The organism is Lysobacter sp. ESA13C, assembly GCF_019970005.1.
In the GTDB taxonomy this organism is placed as follows: domain Bacteria; phylum Pseudomonadota; class Gammaproteobacteria; order Xanthomonadales; family Xanthomonadaceae; genus Lysobacter; species Lysobacter antibioticus_B.
The window spans coordinates 47,764-65,379 of sequence record NZ_JAHXYK010000010.1 but is presented as its reverse complement, the minus strand read 5'-3'; the positions used below and the strand labels follow the sequence as shown (position 1 = coordinate 65,379).

Sequence of the window (17,616 nt, the reverse complement as noted above, 5' to 3'; positions counted from 1 at the left end):
CTCCCGCCCGGCCTGATCCCTCCCGACGTCGCGTCCTTGCCGGCGCTGCCGCCTCGGTTCGCCTGGTGCCTGCCACACGTCAAGCAGCACCGCCGAGCGACGCCGAGCGGGCGGCACATCGTCGTGCTCGGGTATCCGATGTTCGTTGCCGCGGTGTCGGAGGGGGTAGGACGATGGGTGACCAACATCGGCACCCACCGCCGGCTCTTTAGCCACAGGCTCTACCGGGAGTTCGGCACCCGCGAGGCGGCGCTGCGCTATGTGGCGGCCTGGGCGACTAAGTATGCCAACCGGATATTGGATGAAGTGGAGGCCATGCGGCGCGGCTAAATAGCCCGGCGTGCTCCACCCTATCGGCTCGTAAGCTATTGATCGCACAAGAGCGAAATGATCGGTTTTTCGGCCCCGGTTTGGGGCCTGTTTTCGATGCAGATCATGCGGTTAGGCGCGTGTGGCGCACTGCCTGGGGGGCAGAGGGTCGTCGGTTCAAATCCGGCCGTCCCGACCACTAGATTCTAAAGACCGGCTGCCTCACGCAGGGCGCGCGGTCCTCCATCCCAGCGGGATGGACGCTGCCGATATTCATCGGCGTTCGAGGCCAAGGCCTTTCCCAGACTCAACGTCCTGCCGGGTAACGATGCCGGAGCTATCGCATGTCCGCGCTTCGCCGTATGGCGAATGCGGCCGAGCGCACGCGTTTTGTGCCGGGGTATGGGCGGGTGACGGTCGAGCCTGGGTTGAACTCCTGGCCAGCCGCCCTTCGAGCGGGTTCCCTACGCGTCGCAGGACTCGCGCACGAGGCAGGCGCTGGGAGGTCGGCTTCTGTCCCTCGTGGGCGAGCAGCGCTTTTGCGACCAACAGGCGGCCTGCCTGGACCGGGTCTTGGCGGACGGTCGAGAGTGTGGGGCGGGTGTAGGTGGAGATCTCGACGTCGTCGTAGCCGACCACCGCCACATCCTCGGGAATGCGCAGGCCGTGGCGCTTCAGCCTGCGCATCGCGCCGATCGCGAGCATGTCGCTGGCGGCATTGGCCGGCATCGAGCGAGCGCGCCGCCGGCCGGGCGCGGTGTGCCGGGCATGCTGGGTCAGGCTGATCATCATCAGGCGGGTTTCGGCATTCACGCGCGCGCCGCCGTTCGAAGTGCGCGAAACCGTCGAAATCGAAACATCGGCCTTCTTGGCGATGTCTTCCAGGCGCAATTTCTTGTCCCCTGGCGCGGCATCGTCGGAGTGATTCAAGGACGGAGTCTGCGGCGCGGAGAGGGCAGCGCGGCGGTTCGACGGCAGCGATCGCAGTCCGGCGACTGCGTTGTACCGCGCCCACGAACGAAGCGACGGGCCGTGGCCGCATTCGTGCGTCCGTCGGCGGCGTCAAAGTGTGTGTTTGCGCAAGCGGATTGTGCGCTTGCAGCAATTCGCCGCCGTGTGCCGGTGAGCGTAGCCGTCCTTTGCCCGACAAGCTCCGGCCGTTGTGGCAGCGGATGCAAGCACGAGTGCGCCCGCATCCGCCGCAGATGCCGGGCCCCGATTCGACGCTAGCGCGAATTGCCAGACGGACCACGACTGGGGGCCAAACGTTTGATTCGGCATAAGAAACTAAGGGCGATGCGGGATTCCTGCAGCGCTGTGCTGCTGCGCGAGCGCGGATCGATCTTGGCCAGTCTCGGCCGTTACGAATGCAATCGCATGGTTTCTCGCGGGTCGGCGCATCGATCTAAGGAATGTGCTTAGTTTTAAGGTGTTTTGTCATGGAAGGACACACTGGTTTGCAGCAATTGCATGGCACAAATTTTCTGCACTAGTGTCCGCTATGACAGCGCTGTCATGTCGGCGGCGGGAGGTGACACCGATGAGCGAGACACCGAAGTTGGCGGCCTTGGCCGCTGCCTGCCTGCTGGGCATCGCATCCATGAGTCAGCGGGCGCACGCGCAGAACGCGCCCGTCGAGGCCGCTGCCGGCAAAGCGACCGAACCGAATGCGGTTCCGGAGGTCACCGACCTGGACAGGATCGAAGTGGTCGGTATCCGCGGCAGCCTGGAGCGTTCGTCCGATCGCAAGAAGGAAGAAAAATCCATCAGCGACACGATCAGCGCCGAAGACGTCGGCAAGTTTCCCGACGCCAACATCGCCGATGCGCTGCAACGCGTGACCGGCGTGCAGATCACCCGCACCTCCGGCGGCGAGGGCCGTTTCGTTTCGATCCGCGGCTTGAACAGTCAGTTCAACCTGACCACCTTCAACGGCCGCGTCCTCGCCACCGACAACGCCGGCCGCGATTTCAGCTTCGACGTGATGCCGGCGGAAGCCTTGAGCCGGGTGACGGTATACAAGTCGCCGACCGCATCGCAGATCGAGGGCAGCATCGGCGGCCTGGTCGAGCTGTCGACCTTCGACCCGATGTCGCGGCCTGGGCGGCATTTCAACGGCTCTTTCAGCGGGCTGTACGACGAGGCCTCGTCGGAGACGACCCCGCGCCTGGGTTTCGTCGCCAGCAACACCTTCAAGGACAACACCGTCGGCGTCTTCGGCGGGCTGTACTACTACAAGCGCAAGTGGCGCTCGGACACGTTCGAGAGTTTCGCGCGCAGCACCGAGACCACCGATTCCAACGGCGACGGCGTGCGCGACGACCGGAGCGACGGGCGCGGCGCGTTCCCCGGCATCATTTCCTATCAGGTCAAGACCGGAGAGCGCGAGCGCCTGAGCTGGGTCGGCGGGCTGACCTGGGAGCCGAACGACCGCCTGAAGAGCACCGTCGATGCGTTCTACTCGCGCTACGACACGCCCGAGACCAGTTACTCCTACAACGTCAATTTCTACAGCAACGACGGTTGGGGACGCTTCGCCAATGCGACCCTGGCGCCGTGGAACGGCGGCGGCGTCAATCGCTATCTGATCACTTCCTTCGATCTCGACAACACCCCGCTCGAGATCGGCACCGACAGCAAGGAGCGCAAGGTCGACCTGTACCAGCTGGGCTGGAACACCCGCTTCCATGCGACCGACAAGTTGACCGCCGTGTTCGACCTGGCCTATTCGGTCGCGGATCGCCCGAACAGCGGCAAGAGCTATTTCACCGTCGCCGGCGTCAACGGCGGCCGCTATCGTTACGAGGCGACCAGCCCGGTGCCGAGCGTGACTTGCGTATTGCCGGACGGGCGCAGTTGCCTGGACGTCAGCAACGACGAAATCGGCCTGCACTTCATGGAGCCGAAGGGCGAGTCGACCCGCGACGAGGCGTTCTCGACGCGTGTGGATCTCGACTACACCACTTATTTCGGCGATGTGATGGCGGTCCTGGAAGGCGGCTTGTTCTACTCGAGCCGGCAGAAGGACAAGCAGTACTACGCTTCGCCGAGCGGCTGCGGTTATTGCGGCTTCGGCGATACCCTCGGCGAAGCCGGTATCGACGCCGTCGTGCCGTTCCCGGACGGCGGATACCGCGCCGGCCTGGTGGGCGGGCGCAACCGGTGGCCGGCCCTGGACGCGAACGCCTTGTTCGCGGCGGCGATCAAGTTGCGAGGGCAGGACTACTTCAACGCGACCATCGCCCCGCGCTTGCAGCAGCGTTCGTCGTCGCAGATCGAAGAGGATCAATACGGTACCTATCTGCAGGCCAATTTCAGCGGCGACCGCTGGGACGGCAACGTCGGCGTGCGTTATGTGCGTACCGACCTGGTCTCGAAGGGGCATACCCAGGAACTGCTGGCCTTGGTGCCGATCCCGAACAGCACCAACTACACGCCGACCTTCTCGGACGTGCGCCCGGTCGACGTCGATCACAACTACGACGACTGGCTGCCGTCGGCCAATTTCACTTATCGCTTCAACGACCACCTGCAATTGCGCGCCGCCGCTTCCCGCGCCATCACCCGGCCGACCTTCCTGCAACTCGGCGTGGACGTGAACTACGAGATCAACAGCTATCCGCCGCGGGTGACCCGCAACGGGAACCCGAAGCTGGAGGCGATCCGCTCCGATGCCTTCGACCTCTCGCTGGAGTGGTACGGCGACGAGGGCGCGGCGGCTTCGGTCGCGGCGTTCTACAAGAACATCGACGGCTTCATCACCTCCGGCCTGTTCCCGGAAACGATCCTGGGCCAGACCTTCCAGGTGACCGCGCCGCTCAACGGCGACACGGCCAAGCTCAAGGGCCTGGAAGCGGCCTACCAGTACATGTTCCCCAGCGGTTTCGGCGGGCAGATCAACTACACCTACGTCGACAGCAAGGCCGAGGTGACGATCAACGGCGCGCGCAAGACCACCACGCTGGACGGCGTGTCGAGGAATACCCTCAACCTGCAGGCCATCTACGAGAAGGGGCCGATCGCGGCACGGCTGTCGTACTCGTACCGCGACAAGTACGTCGCCTGCTCGGTGTGCGGGCCGGTCAACACGCCGGCCACCACCGCCGCCTCGGGCTTCCTGGACTTCAGCGGCAGCTATCAGTTCAATGATGCGGTCACCGCTTTCCTGCAGATCTACAACATCACCGAGGAAGAGGAGCACACCTACGCGATGGACAAGCGCTTTACCACCTTCTACGAGCCCTATGCGCGGCGTTTCGAGCTGGGCGTGCGAGTTGCCTTTTGACCGTCGAGTGGAGTTTTCCGATGAAAATCGTGTTCGTTTCATCCTGGCGGCAGCGTTGCGCGATGGCGGCTGCGCTGTCGTTGTTTGGAGGCTTGTTGGCGCCCTTCGAGCCCGCGCGCGCAGCGACCGTCGCCGAGGCGCAATCGCCCGACGGCAGTCTGAAGGTCAGCGTCGTCGTCGAAGACGAGGGCAAACTCAGTTATCGCGTCGATCGCAAGGGTGTCGCGTTGATCGGCGACTCGCGTCTGGGCATGTTGCTCGGCAGCGGGCGTCTGGAGCGGAACCTCGCCTTCGTGAGTAAAAGCACGAGCCCGCACGACGACACCTGGGAGCAGCCCTGGGGCGAGCGTCAGTTCGTGCGCAACCGCTACAACGAACTGCGCGTCGCGATCGGCGAAACCCTGGGGGCGAAACGCAGGTTCGATGTGGTTTTCCGCTTGTACGAAGACGGCCTGGGGTTTCGTTACGAGTTCCCCGAGCAGGGGCCGGAGCCGGTCGTGATCGAGGAAGAGCTGACCGAGTTCAACCTGGCCCATGAAGGCACGGCCTGGTGGATCCCTGCGGGCGAATGGAATCGCGAGGAATACCTGTATCGCCGCACGCCCATCGAGGCGATCGGCTTCGCCCAGACACCGGTCACGGCGAAGTTGGCCGACGGAACCCATGTCTCGATCCACGAGGCGGCCCTGGTCGACTACTCGGGCATGAACCTGGTGCGGGTGGACGGTCGCCGGCTCAAGAGCGTGCTGACACCGGGCGAAGGTGTGGGCAAAGTCGTGCGCCTGGCCCCGTTCCATACCCCGTGGCGTACGCTGCAGGTGGCCGACGATGCCGGTGGCCTGGCGATGTCGAGCCTGATCCTCAACCTCAACGAGCCGAACAAGCTCGGCGACGTGTCCTGGTTCAAGCCGATGAAGTACGCCGGGGTCTGGTGGGAGATGCATCTCGACAGCAAGACCTGGTCCTCCGGGCCGCGCCATGGCGCGACCGACGAGAACGTGATCCGCCATATCGATTTCGCCGCGAAGAACGGCTTCAAGGGCGTGCTGGTGGAAGGTTGGAATCTGGGCTGGGACGGGCACTGGTTCGGCGACGGCGGCGAGTTCGATTTCAGCCGTTCCTATCCCGACTTCGATCTGCCCAAGCTCAGCGCGTACGCGAAGTCCAAGGGTGTGCAGCTGATCGGCCATCACGAAACCGCCGGCAACGTCGCCCGTTACGAATCGCAGTTGGAGGCGGCGCTGGCCTTGTATCAGCGCATGGGCGTGAACGCGGTCAAGACCGGTTATGTCGCCGATGCCGGCGATATCCAGCTGCGCGGCGCCGACGGCAAGCTGCGTCGCGCCTGGCACGAAGGCCAGGACATGGCGCGCCATCATCTGAAGGTCGTATCGGAAGCGGCCAGGCACCGGATCGCCATCAACGCGCACGAGCCGATCAAGAGCACCGGCCTGCGCAGGACCTACCCAAACTGGATTTCCAACGAGGGCGCGCGCGGCATGGAGTACAACGCCTGGGGCAAGCCGCCGAATCCCCCCGAGCACGAAGCCAATCTGGTGTTTACCCGGCTGCTCGCCGGGCCGATGGATTTCACCCCGGGCATCCTCAGCCTGACCGGCGCCAAGGGCATGCCGATCCAGAGCACCCTGGCCAAGCAACTGGCGCTGTACGTCGTGCTGTACAGCCCGATCCAGATGGTGCCGGACTTGCCCGAGCACTATGAGCGTTATCCGGAGGCGTTCCAGTTCATCAAGGACGTGGCGGTGGATTGGTCGGATACGCGCGTGCTCAACGGCGAAGTAGGCGACTACGCGACCGTGGCGCGCAAGCAACGCGGAGGCGACGACTGGTTCCTCGGCAGCATTTCCGACGAGAACGCACGGACCTTGAAGGTGCCGCTGGATTTCCTCGACGCCGGCAAGACCTATCGCGCCGAGATCTACCGCGACGGCGCCGATGCCGACTGGAAGGGCGAGCGTTTTTCGTTTGCGCGCGAGAGCCGGGACGTGCGTCGGGGCGAGGTGCTGTCGATCCGCTTGGCGCCGGGCGGAGGGCAGGCCATCCGTTTTACACCGGCCGGCGGGCGCTGATGACTCCGAATATCCTGCTGGCCGATATCGGTGGAACCAATGCCCGATTCGCGCTGTGCGATGCGGACCGATCGACGACGGTTCGGCTCGACAGCGTGCGCGATTACGCGGTCGGCGATTTCCCTTCGCTCGGCCACGCGGCCCAGCACTATCTGGCGCAAGTCGAGGCGAGCGCCGGCAGCGGCGTGTTCGCGGTCGCCGGCCGCGTCGCCGGGCAGGAAGCGCGCATCACCAACCATCCCTGGGTGATTTCCACCGAACGCACCCGGGCGATGCTGGGCTTCGAGCGTTTGTCGTTGATCAACGATTTCACCGCGCAGGCGATGGCGATCCGGTTGTTCCAGCCCGAGGACGTGGTCAGCGTCGGTGGTGCCGATTGGCGGCCCGACGAGCCGCGACAGGCGCGCAACTACGCCGTGCTCGGGCCGGGCACCGGGCTCGGCGTGGGTGGGTTGATCGTGCGCGAGGGATGCTGTCACCCGCTCGAGACCGAAGGCGGCCACATCAGCTTCGCGCCGGGAACGCCGGAGGAAATCCAGATCCTCAAATATCTGTCTAAGGAGTTCGGTCGGGTGTCGAACGAAAGGCTGATCTCGGGCCCGGGCCTGGTCAACATTCATCGCGCCCTGAGCCAGATCGCCAAGACCGATCCCGGTCCGCTGCAGCCGTGCGACATCACCGCGATGGCGGCCGAGGGCGATGCGCGCTGTCTGCGCGCAATCGACATCTTCTGCGCGTTGTTCGGCGCCGTTGCCGGCGACCTGGTGCTGACCCTGGGCGCCTGGGACGGCGTGTTCCTGGCCGGAGGGCTGGTGCCGAAGATGCTGCACTCGTTGCAACGCTCCGGGTTCAGGCAACGCTTCGAGCACAAGGGGCGCTTCTCGCCGGTCATGGCGGCCGTGCCGGTGCTGGCGATCACCCACCCGCATGCCGGCTTGCTCGGTGCGGCGAGTTACGCCCGCCATGCGCTGCCGGACGAGTATCGGGCGGCGAGTTAGGCGGACGGGCGCGGAACGAGCCGCATCGCCGCGCGCGAGCGATAATGCAGGCCGTCGCGATTCGCCGGCGCGGTTGTGCAGAGGGCCGAATGCCTGTCGCTTATCTCCGTAACCTGACCGGCAAGGAACGCCGTCCGGGCGCCGACCGCCACCTCGCGTATTACCTGGCCTTCGTCGCCGGCGCGGTCAACGCCGGCGGTTTTCTGGCGGTGAAGCAATACACCTCGCACATGTCCGGCATTTTGTCGGCGATGGCCGACGACCTCGCGCTCGGCAGTCTGGGGTTGATGCTCGACGGGCTCGGCGCCTTGCTGTCTTTCCTCGCCGGCGCCGCGTGTTCGGCAATCCTGATCAATTGGGCACGCCGACGCCGGCTACACAGTGAGTTCGCTCTGCCGTTGTTGATCGAGGCCGGCCTCTTGCTCGCGTTCGGTCTGCTGGGCGCCAGCCTGCAGGGGCGGCAACTGTTGTTCGTGTCGGTCACGGTGATGGTGCTGTGTTTCATCATGGGCCTGCAGAACGCGATGATCACCAAACTGTCGCGCGCCGAAATCCGCACGACCCACGTCACCGGCATGATCACCGACCTCGGCATCGAGCTCGGCAAGCTCGCCTATTGGAATCGCACCCCCGACAGCGAAAGCGTGCCGCGGGTGGCGGCGAATCCCCGCAAGCTCAGGACCTTGGGCATTCTGGTCGCCGCGTTCTTCGTCGGCGGCGTGACCGGGGCGGTCGGGTTCGGCCGGATCGGTTTCAGCGCCACGATCCCGCTCGCCGCCCTGCTGATGACCTTGGCCCTGGTGCCGGTGCTGGACGACGTGCGCTCGCGTCGTTGAGCGAGGCGTCCGGCGGGTTGCCGGCCTATCGTCCTGGCGCCGCGGCCAGGGCTTGTCATTAAAATTGAACGATGTATAAAATTGTCCTTAGTTCACCAAGGTCAAGGCCATGCCCGTTCCCAGACTGCAGCCCGAACCCGTGCGCGAACCTGCAGCGGAGCCCGGCCGCCGCGAGCGCAAGCGTAACCAGACCCTCGACCATCTCGCCGCGACCGCGTTCGGTTTGTTCGAGGCGCGCGGCTTCGAAGCGGTGACGATGGAGCAGATCGCCGAGGCCGCCGACGTGGCCAAGGGCACGCTTTACAACCACTTTCCGGTCAAGGAGGCCTTGCTGGCGCATCAGTTCCATGGCGAGCTGGCCTCGGCCATGGGCGCCATGGAGGGGCCGAGCGACAGCGTCCGCGAGCCCGCCGGCTTCGTTTCGCGCCTGTCGCGCTGGCTGGAGGCCTCGGCGCAGTGGTACCAGGGGCGGCGCGCGTATCTGCCGCATTACCTGCGCTTCCGTTTCCGGCAGGTCGACGCCGCGGCGCGTGCGCGCGACGACGAGGGCGAACGCAGCGGCATGGAGCGTTTGTTCGAGGCCTTGATCGAAGCCGGGCAGGGCCGCGGCGAACTGCGCGACGATTTGTCGCCGGCGCACCTGGCGAGCTTGTTGCAGCATCTGCATCTCGCCGCGCTGATGCGCTGGCTGGCGAGCGCGGACGGCGATCTGGACAACGAATTCGCCGCGATCGTCGATGTCTTCGTGCATGGTGCGAGCCGTCCGGTCGGCGCGCGGAAATCGCGATGAGCGCCGCGTTGCTGGACTGGCCGGCCGCGGCCGAGGCCGGGCCTGCGCAGGCCGGCGGCAAAGGCTGGCAGCTCGGCCGGATGGCGACGTTGGGTTTGCCGGTGCCGGACGGCCTGGTGATCGCTGCCGCGGCCAGCCGCGAACGGGCCGAGGACGGCTCGGTGCCGCCGGAATTGCTGGCATCCATTCTTGAGGAAATACACGCCCGCGGTTGGGGCGAGCGCGCACTCGCGGTGCGTTCGTCGGCGCCGCAGGAGGATTCGGCGCGCGCTTCGTTCGCCGGCCTGCATCGCTCCTGCCTCAACGTCCGCGGCGCGCAGGCGCTCGCCACCGCGATCGTCTCGGTATGGGATTCGGCGCGCGAGCCTGCAGCGGTCGCTTATCGCGAACGTTTCGGCTTCGCGGCCGACGACACGGCGATGGCGGTGGTGATCATGCCGCTGTTGCCTGCGGTCGCTTCCGGGGTGGTCTTCACCTGCGACCCGCTGTCCGGCCGCGACGACCGCGTGCTGATCAATGCGCATTGGGGGCTCGGCGAGGCCCTGGTCGGCGGTCATGCCGACGTCGACGAATACCGCCTGCAAGTGCGGCGCATCGACGACGGCCTGGAGCCGATCGAGCAACGCATCGGCGCCAAGCGCCAACAAACGCGCGAACGCGCCGACGGCGGCACGGAACTGGCCGAGACCCCGCGCGAGTTGGCCCAGCGCGCGGTGCTGACCGCGGCGGGCGCCCTGGAGATCGCCGCGCTTGCACGCGATGCCGCGGCAGCGCTGGATTTCGCCCGGCCGCGCTTCGACGTCGAGTGGGTCTGGGACGGCGAACGTTTCTGGATCGTGCAGGCACGACCGGTCACAGCGAGCGCGCGCCATACCTATCCGGCGCTGTCGCAGCAGCCGAGCCTGTGGACGCGCGGCAACACCAAGGAAATCCTGCCCGAGCCGCTGTCGGCGATGGACTGGTCGTTGTATGCGATCGCTGCCGATCGCATGTTGACGCTCGGTTACGAACTCGGCGGTTATCGGGTACTGCCCGGCGTCGCCCACGCCAGCCTGCATCACGGCCGGGTCTATCTGGAGGCGTCGTTGATCCAATGGGAGGGCCATGACGCCTACGGCATCGCGCCGGCGGCGATCAACGCCTTGCTCGGCGGCAGCCAGGGGACGATTGCGGTACCGGCGCCATCCTGGCGCGCACGTGCGCAACGCGGCGGACGTTTGTTGCGCTTCATGCGGCGCTCGCTGAAGAAACGCCGCGACGCGGCGGCGGACCTGGCCCGTGCGCGCGAACAGGCGCGGGCCTGGTGCGCACAGGACTTGTCGCAGGGCAATCGCGGGCTCGCCGCGCTATTGCGCCAACAGGTCGCGCAGGTGCGCGCCGCGGACGAATTGTTCTTCCTGCAAGGTTCGGCGGGCGGCACCTTGACGACTCTCGTCGACCTGGTCGACAAACGTTGTCCCGGCGAAGGGCAGGCGCTGACGGCGGCGTTGATGGCCGGCGGCGAGGCGAGCGTGACCGCGCAACAAGGCTACGACCTGATCGCGTTGGCGCAGGTCGCGGCCGGAGACGAAGCCGCATTGGCGTGGCTGCGCGGCGCTGGGCGCGACAGTGGGCAGTGGTCGGTGCAGTTGCCGCAGAACAGCGCATTCCGCCGCGAATTCGCCGGCTTTCTCGAACGCTACGGCCACCGCGCGGTGGCCGAGAGTTATCTGCGCCAGCCGCGTTGGCGCGAGCAACCGGATTATCTGCTCGACATGGTGGCGTCCCTGGTCGGACGCGACGCCGAGGCCTTGCGACAGCGCCAGCGCGAGATTTCGGCGCAGGCCTGGCAGCGTCTGAGCGCGTGCACACCGGCCTGGCTGCGGCCGTTGATCCGTCACCTGTTGCGCAGCGCCATCGTCGATTGCAACCAGCGCGAGGCCGCACGCAGCGCCTTGATGGCTTACTTCGAGGCGATACGCCGTCTCGCCATGAAGCTGGGCGAGCGCCTGTGCAGCGACGGTGGTTTCGGACAGGCCGACGAAGTCTTCGATCTGACCGCCGAGGAGCTGTGCGCCGTAGCCGAAGGCCGGCTCGGCCTACGTCATGCCAAGGCCCGCGCCGACGAACGTCGTGCGATGCGCCTGCGCTGGGCAGCGACGGCCGAACCCGAAGTGGTGGTCGAACACGGCGAATTCGCGGCGATTGCGGCGCAGAGCACTGCGAGGGCGGTGTACGAGGCGGAGGACGGGGCCTGGTTCGGCACGCCGATCGGCGCCGGTCGCGCCAGCGGGCGGGCGCGCATCGTCCGCGACCCGCGCGAAGCGGGTGCGCTCGAAACCGGCGATGTGCTGATCGCGCCGAGTACCGATCCGGCCTGGACGCCGTTGTTCCTCAAGGCCGGCGCGCTGGTGATGGAGACCGGCGGTTATCTGTCCCACGGCGCCATCGTCGCGCGCGAGTTCGGCATTCCGGCGGTGGCGAACCTGCCCGGCATTCTGGGCGAGCTGAGCGAAGGCGAGCGCATCGAAGTCGACGGCCATCGCGGCCGGGTGCGCCGCCTGCGCGATTGATCGCGCAGCGGCGCAAGGGTTCGATTGCTGCCGCTCAGGGATCTTCGACGGTATAGCCCTGTTCGCGCAGACGGTCGAGCAGGCCGCCGCGTTCGAGCAGGTCCGACACCGGCAAGGTCGCGAAGGTGCTGCGGTTCTTCGCCAGCGAGTCTTGCGCGCGTTCGAGCCAGGTCGCGGTGACGCGCTCGCGCAGATCGCCGAACCCCAGGCGTTTGGCGACGCCGGTGGTGGCCAGGGCTTCCAGGCAGGTGCGGTATTGATCGCCTTGCGGCAGGGTGCGCAGGCTGGCGATGTCGCCGACCGCCCAGGCGTTGCCGCGTGCGCGCATCGACTCCAGGTCGCCTTCGATGCGCGACAAGGTCTTGGCGAAGCACTCGCGGTCGTCGAGCGCGCTGGCCGAGAACTCCTTGAGCGCGGCCTTCGGGTCTTCGATCTTGACCGTGACCCGGGCTTCGACGATCGGCACGCCATGTTGCTTCGCGGTCTTCTCGACCACCGGCTGGACCACGCCTTTGAGCGTCATCCCGGACTGGCGGATCGCCGCTTCGTAGAGTTCCTGCGCGGCGAAGATCGGCCGCCATTTCTCGACGCCGCCGTCGCGGCCGATGTAGCGCGCCTTGAGCGTCAGCCAGCGCGCATAGAGATCGGCCGGGACGATTTCCTGCAAGGTCTTGCCGTCGGGATTCTTGCGCGCCTTCAGCGCGGTCGGGATCAGCATCATCGTGCGCAGCATGCCGAGCTCGGTGCCGAAGTTGACCGAGGGCGGGGCGATCACTTCCTCCGACTCGGCGATCGCCGCTTCGACATCGCGCGACAGCCAGGTCATGTCCTTCGGCAGCGGGCTCAGGGTGCCGAGGATCCAAAGCACGTGGCCGCCGCGCACGACCTTCCACATGCCCGGCCCGGGCTGCTCGCCGGTGACGACCAGAGTGTCGAGATCGCGGATGTCGCCGGCCGGCGGCGCGGCCTGCTGGGCGTGGGCAACGGGCTGGGCGAGGACGGTGGAGGCCAACAGCAGTACGGCAAAAAGGGCACGACGCATCCGTGACGCTCCTGAGCGGGGGATGGGACTCAGCGGAAGCCGGGATCGTAGCCGGTCCCGGGGGCGGACTGTGGGTCAGAGTTGTATTGGACTTGTACGGACTGTGCGCCGGTGCGCGACTGCGCCGGTTCGCAAGCTCGGTCGAGCGACCGCTCGGCCACGGCGCGGCCATGACTTGGTCACGACTTGCCAGCACGGCGGGGTGGAGCGCCCGGCAGGATGCGGCGCGATGCGAGTGGTTTGCAAATGAGAACCATTGCCAATTAGACTGGCAGCTCGCCCCATTACAAGCACGCTCCGAGCACGCTTCGCCATCCATCCGGCCGGAGTGCCGCGGGGACCGGCCAGGCCATGATCCGCGTATGACCCAGACCTTCGCTCCTGCGGCTTCCGTGCCCGCCCGCAAGCCACGCCCGACCTTGTCGTGGCGCTATCGCGGCGAAGTCGCGGTGCGCGCATTCGCCGCCTTCGCGATCGGCTACGCCGTCGCCTACGCCTCGACCGCCTTCCTGACCCTGGTGTTGCCGCTGGGGCGTAACGATCGGGTCGTTACCGCAAGCCTGCTGTGTTTCTTCGTCTGGTGCGGCGTCGCGATGTACGCCTTCGCCGCGCGCACGCCCTGGCGTGCGTGCTGGGCGCCGGCGCTATGGGCGATCGCCTTGTACGGCATCGCCGCGTTGTTCCCCGAACTCGGTGCCCGACCGTGAGCCCGCGCGCATGAAGAACACCTTCTCGCAGGCGATGGCCTGGCTGCATACCTGGGCCGGTCTGGTGATCGGCTGGCTGCTGTTCGTGATTTTCGTCGGCGGCACCATCGCCTGCTTCGACAAAGAACTGACGCACTGGATGCAGCCGGCGCTGCACGGCAAGACCCCGGTCGCGAACATCGACCTGAGCCGGACTATCGAAGGCCTGCAGGGCATCGCCAAGCCGCATCCGCACGCCTATTACGTGACCTTGCCGAGCGAGCGCAGCCCGGCGCTGCAATCGGCGGTGTATTACGACGCCGGCCCGCACGACGCGATCAGCATCGACACCAGCACCGGCCAGGCGATACCGGAAACCGCCGGCGGCGAGTTCTTCTTCACCTTGCACTACAACCTGCATTCGGAAACCTGGGGCATGTACATCGTCGGCATCGCCGGCATGTTCATGCTGATCGCGATCCTGACCGGCATCGTGATCCACAAGCGCATCTTCAAGGATTTTTTCACCTTCCGCCCCGCCAGCGGCGGACAGCGCGCCTGGCTCGACGGCCACAACCTGACCGGCGTGCTCGGCCTGCCGTTCCATCTGATGATCGCCTACACCGGCGTGGCGATCTTCGTCGCCAACTACATGCCGGCCGGGCTGCTCGCGGCCTACGACGGCGACGTCGAGAAGTTCTATGTCGAAGCCAGCGACAGCTACGAGCGCCCGGAAACGCACCGGCCGCTGAAGTCGATCTATCCGATCGACAAGTTGATCGCCGACGCGCGCGAACGCCTGGGCCAGCCGATCTCCTGGGTCAGCGTGCACCACCCGGACGACACCAGCGCGACGATCTCGTTCGGCGGCGACCACAGCCGTGCGGTCGCCTGGAACTTCGACCAGGTCTTTTACGACGCCAACGACGGCAAGCTGTTGCACGAGTCGGGCGCGTTCAAGTCCGGCTATAAGACCTATACCTTCCTCGGCGGCCTGCACATGGCGCAATGGGGCGGTAGCGCCTTGCGTTGGCTGTACTTCGTGCTCGGCCTGGCCGGTTGCGTGATGATCGCCAGCGGCATGCAGGTCTGGGTCGCCAAGCGCGCGAAGAAGGTCGCCGAAGCCGGCGCCTGGTCGGGCTATGGGCTGGTGCAGGCGCTGAATCTCGGCGTGGTCGGCGGCATGCCGCTGGCGAGCGCGGCGATGTTGATCGCCAATCGCTTGATCCCGGCCGCGACGGCGGAACGCGCGAGCTGGGAGATCGGCGTGTTCTGCGCGGTCTGGATACTGGCTTCGCTGTACGCCGCGATCCCGGCGGTGCGCAGTCGTGGCTGGGGCCATTTCTTCGCCCTCAACGCGGTTGCCTGCGCGCTGATTCCGCTGGTCAACCTGGCGACGTCGCCGCAAAGCCATGTGTTCGCGACGATCGCGCGCGGCGACTGGGCTCTGGCCGGCGTCGACCTGACCGCGCTCGGCTTGTGTGTCGGTTTCGCCTGGCTCGCGCGGCATTCGTTCGCCAAGGCGCGCGAGCCGGCGCCGGCGCGTCCCGCGCGCGGCCGCGCCGCGCGTGGCGATGCCGCGGTCAACGAAACGGCCGTGGCCGATCACTGAGGAGCGTCGCATGCTGTGGTTGGGTTTCAGTCTCGGTGTCGCGGCCTGGTGTCTGCTCAGTCTCGGACTCGAGAAGCATCATCGGCAGTTGTTCGCGCGTGCGTTCGACCCGCGCCGCGGCCGTTGGCTGCGCGCGGCCGGTTGGTGTTTGCTCGTGCTCGACTTCGCCCTGTTCGTTACCGGCTGGGGCTGGTCGCAGGGGCCGGTGTTCTGGTGCGCGGCGCTGATGCTGTCGGCGCTGGCCTGGACCTTGTTGATGACGCTCGCGCCGCGCGCGAGCACCCGCATCGCCATCGCCAGCGTGCTCAGCGCGCTGGTGCTGATGCCGGTTTGGATGGGGTAGGGCCCGCCGAAACCAGCACGCGTCGCTTCGGCGACATCACGGTCGCGGCTTGCGCCGCTCCTACTCTAAAGCGACGGCGTGAGCCGTCGCTTGATGCATGAATCACCCGATCGCCGTCTGCACCGGCGCCGCGCTCACCTGCGGCCAGCGGCGCAGGATCGAGGCGCGGATCGAGGCCGCATCCAGTCCCGCTTCGGCGAGCAGTTGCTCGCGGCTGGCGTGGTGCTGGAATTCGTCGGGCAGGCCCAGGTGCAGGATCGGCAGGACGATGCCCTCGGCCGCGAGCAACTCGGCCACGCCGCTGCCGGCGCCGCCGGCGACGACGTTGTCCTCGAGGGTGACGAAGCCTTCGTGGGTCTTGGCCAGTTCCAGGATCAGGGCGCGGTCGAGCGGTTTGACGAAGCGCATGTTGACCACGGTCAGGCCGAGTTCGGCGCCGACCTGTTCGGCCGCGGGCACGATCGCGCCGAACGCGAGCAGGGCGACGCGCGAGCCGCTGCGGCGCAGGTCGGCCTTGCCGATCGGCAAGGTGTCGAGGCTCGGCTGGATCGCCACGCCGGGGCCGGTGCCGCGCGGATAACGCACCGCCGCCGGGCCTTCGTAACGATGCCCGGTGCTGAGCATCTTGCGGCACTCGTCTTCGTCGGCCGGCGCCATCACCACCATGTTCGGCACGCAGCGCAGGTAGGACAGGTCGAGGTTGCCGGCGTGGGTCGCGCCGTCCGGCCCGACCACGCCGCCGCGGTCGATCGCGAACAGCACGTCGAGGTTCTGGATGGCGACGTCGTGCACCAATTGGTCGTAGCCGCGCTGCAGGAAGGTGGAGTAGATCGCCACCACCGGCTTGGCGCCTTCGCAGGCCATGCCGGCCGCCAGCGTCACCGCGTGCTGCTCGGCGATGGCGACGTCGAAGTAACGCTTCGGATATTCCTTGCTGAAGCGCACCAGGCCGGAGCCTTCGCGCATCGCCGGAGTGATGCCGAGCAGGCGTTCGTCGGCGGCGGCCATGTCGCACAGCCACTCGCTGAAAATATCGGTATAGCTCGGCTTCTTCGCGCCGGGCTTGCTGATCAGGCCCTTCTCGGGGTCGAACGGGCCGACCGCGTGATAGCCGATCTGGTCGTCCTCGGCGAGTTCGTAGCCCTTGCCCTTGGTGGTGATGATGTGCAGCAGCTGCGGGCCCTTGAGGCCTTTGAGCGTCTTCATCGCGTGCAGCAGCGCGGGCAGGTCGTGGCCGTCGATCGGGCCGGTGTAGTGGAAGCCGACTTCCTCGAAGAAGGTCGAGGGCACGAACATGCCCTTCCAGTGCTCTTCCCAGCGGCGCACGAACTTCGCGGCCGGCTTGCGCTTGTCGCCGAGCAGCTTCTTGCCGCCTTCGCGGATCGCATTGAGGGTGCGGCTGCTGGTCAGGCGGCCGAGCATCTTGGTGACGCCGCCGACGTTCTCGGAGATCGACATCTGGTTGTCGTTGAGGATCACCAGCATGTTCGGCTCGGGATCTTCCAGGCCGCCGGCGTGGGCCAGCGCCTCGAAGGCCATGCCGGCGGTCATCGCGCCGTCGCCGATCACCGCCACGACCTTGCGCTCGTCGCCGGCGTGCTGCAGCGCGAGCGCCATGCCGAGCGCGGCCGAGATCGAGGTCGAGCTGTGGCCGACGCCGAAGGTGTCGTAGTCGGATTCGTCACGCTTCGGAAACGGCGCCACGCCATCCTTCTGCTTGACGGTGTGGATCTCGTCGCGACGGCCGGTGAGGATCTTGTGCGGGTAGCACTGGTGGCCGACGTCCCACACCAGTCGGTCGACCGGGGTTTCGTACAGCCAGTGCAAGGCCACGGTGAGTTCGATCACGCCGAGCCCGGCGCCGAAATGGCCGCCCACCAGCGCGACTTGTTCGATCAGGTAGGCGCGCAGTTCCTCGGCGATCGCCGGGAGCTCCTCTTCGGGGAACCGGCGCAGGTCGGCGGGGACCTGAATACGGGAAAGACGCGGGTAGCGCTGCGAATCGATCATTACGACCATCTGTCTTCAGCTAGTCGGTCATTGTCCCGCCCCCGCGTGAGGCGAGCAAGAAGT

The 17,616-nt window shown here is 66.8% G+C and carries 12 protein-coding genes and 1 pseudogene; 10 read left to right on the top strand and 3 right to left on the bottom strand.

Going from position 1 to position 17,616, the window contains the following annotated elements; all coding sequences use genetic code 11:
- Positions 1-177 precede the first annotated feature (177 nt).
- A complete protein-coding gene (locus tag LC490_RS18655; RefSeq protein ID WP_223621162.1) occupies positions 178-330 on the top strand; it encodes a hypothetical protein in 153 nt (50 codons plus the stop codon).
- Positions 331-582: 252 nt separating this feature from the next.
- Here LC490_RS18655 and LC490_RS18650 read toward each other — a convergent pair whose 3' ends face one another.
- Complete coding sequence (locus LC490_RS18650) at positions 583-1,239, bottom strand: substrate-binding domain-containing protein (protein WP_223621161.1); 657 nt, start codon at positions 1,237-1,239, stop codon at positions 583-585.
- A 610-nt stretch (positions 1,240-1,849) separates the two neighbouring features.
- On the opposite strand from LC490_RS18650, the gene LC490_RS18645 reads away from it, so the two are divergent.
- The 6 genes and pseudogenes from LC490_RS18645 to LC490_RS18620 all read left to right on the top strand — a co-directional run bounded on the left by LC490_RS18645 (position 1,850) and on the right by LC490_RS18620 (position 11,860).
- Entirely contained in the window at positions 1,850-4,594 is a 2,745-nt protein-coding gene (locus LC490_RS18645) for a TonB-dependent receptor (RefSeq protein ID WP_223621160.1), read from the top strand.
- 20 nt (positions 4,595-4,614) lie between these two features.
- Entirely contained in the window at positions 4,615-6,684 is a 2,070-nt protein-coding gene (locus tag LC490_RS18640) for a glycoside hydrolase family 97 protein (RefSeq protein ID WP_223621159.1), read from the top strand.
- Positions 6,681-7,682: a glucokinase gene (gene glk, locus LC490_RS18635; protein ID WP_223621265.1), complete on the top strand. Its 1,002-nt coding sequence runs from the start codon at positions 6,681-6,683 to the stop codon at positions 7,680-7,682. The genes LC490_RS18640 and glk overlap by 4 nt, the downstream gene beginning before the upstream one ends.
- Before the next feature lie 89 nt (positions 7,683-7,771).
- A pseudogene (locus LC490_RS18630) lies at positions 7,772-8,512 on the top strand (YoaK family protein); the annotation flags it as partial.
- 115 nt (positions 8,513-8,627) lie between these two features.
- Complete coding sequence (locus LC490_RS18625; RefSeq protein ID WP_223621158.1) at positions 8,628-9,308, top strand: TetR/AcrR family transcriptional regulator; 681 nt, start codon at positions 8,628-8,630, stop codon at positions 9,306-9,308.
- Positions 9,305-11,860, top strand: a complete 2,556-nt coding sequence (locus tag LC490_RS18620; RefSeq protein WP_223621157.1) for a PEP/pyruvate-binding domain-containing protein — start codon at positions 9,305-9,307, stop codon at positions 11,858-11,860. Before LC490_RS18625 ends, LC490_RS18620 begins: the two co-directional genes overlap by 4 nt.
- Before the next feature lie 34 nt (positions 11,861-11,894).
- On the opposite strand, the gene LC490_RS18615 is transcribed toward LC490_RS18620, so the two are convergent.
- Entirely contained in the window at positions 11,895-12,902 is a 1,008-nt protein-coding gene (locus LC490_RS18615) for a TraB/GumN family protein (protein WP_223621156.1), read from the bottom strand.
- Between the two features lie 362 nt (positions 12,903-13,264).
- Between LC490_RS18615 and LC490_RS18610 the strand changes: the two genes are divergently transcribed.
- The 3 genes from LC490_RS18610 to LC490_RS18600 are packed head-to-tail and all read left to right on the top strand — an operon-like array spanning position 13,265 to position 15,543.
- A complete protein-coding gene (locus LC490_RS18610) occupies positions 13,265-13,609 on the top strand; it encodes a hypothetical protein (RefSeq protein ID WP_223621155.1) in 345 nt (114 codons plus the stop codon).
- Positions 13,610-13,619: 10 nt separating this feature from the next.
- Positions 13,620-15,200 (top strand): PepSY-associated TM helix domain-containing protein, encoded by a 1,581-nt coding sequence (locus tag LC490_RS18605; RefSeq protein WP_223621154.1) that lies wholly within the window; start codon positions 13,620-13,622, stop codon positions 15,198-15,200.
- Between the two features lie 10 nt (positions 15,201-15,210).
- Positions 15,211-15,543, top strand: coding sequence for a DUF3325 domain-containing protein (locus LC490_RS18600; protein WP_031370371.1), 333 nt, complete (start codon positions 15,211-15,213; stop codon positions 15,541-15,543).
- Between the two features lie 102 nt (positions 15,544-15,645).
- Here the strand turns inward: LC490_RS18600 and dxs are convergent, their stop codons facing one another.
- Complete coding sequence (gene dxs, locus LC490_RS18595; RefSeq protein ID WP_223621153.1) at positions 15,646-17,553, bottom strand: 1-deoxy-D-xylulose-5-phosphate synthase; 1,908 nt, start codon at positions 17,551-17,553, stop codon at positions 15,646-15,648.
- Positions 17,554-17,616: the final 63 nt, after the last annotated feature.

Coding starts and splice junctions, on each gene's coding strand:
- LC490_RS18645 (WP_223621160.1), top strand. CDS start 1,850: ATGAGCGAGACACCGAAGTTGGCGGCCTTGGCCGCTGCCTGCCTGCTG.
- LC490_RS18640 (WP_223621159.1), top strand. CDS start 4,615: ATGAAAATCGTGTTCGTTTCATCCTGGCGGCAGCGTTGCGCGATGGCG.
- LC490_RS18625 (WP_223621158.1), top strand. CDS start 8,628: ATGCCCGTTCCCAGACTGCAGCCCGAACCCGTGCGCGAACCTGCAGCG.
- LC490_RS18620 (WP_223621157.1), top strand. CDS start 9,305: ATGAGCGCCGCGTTGCTGGACTGGCCGGCCGCGGCCGAGGCCGGGCCT.
- LC490_RS18615 (WP_223621156.1), bottom strand. CDS start 12,902: ATGCGTCGTGCCCTTTTTGCCGTACTGCTGTTGGCCTCCACCGTCCTC.
- LC490_RS18610 (WP_223621155.1), top strand. CDS start 13,265: ATGACCCAGACCTTCGCTCCTGCGGCTTCCGTGCCCGCCCGCAAGCCA.
- LC490_RS18605 (WP_223621154.1), top strand. CDS start 13,620: ATGAAGAACACCTTCTCGCAGGCGATGGCCTGGCTGCATACCTGGGCC.
- LC490_RS18600 (WP_031370371.1), top strand. CDS start 15,211: ATGCTGTGGTTGGGTTTCAGTCTCGGTGTCGCGGCCTGGTGTCTGCTC.
- dxs (WP_223621153.1), bottom strand. CDS start 17,553: ATGATCGATTCGCAGCGCTACCCGCGTCTTTCCCGTATTCAGGTCCCC.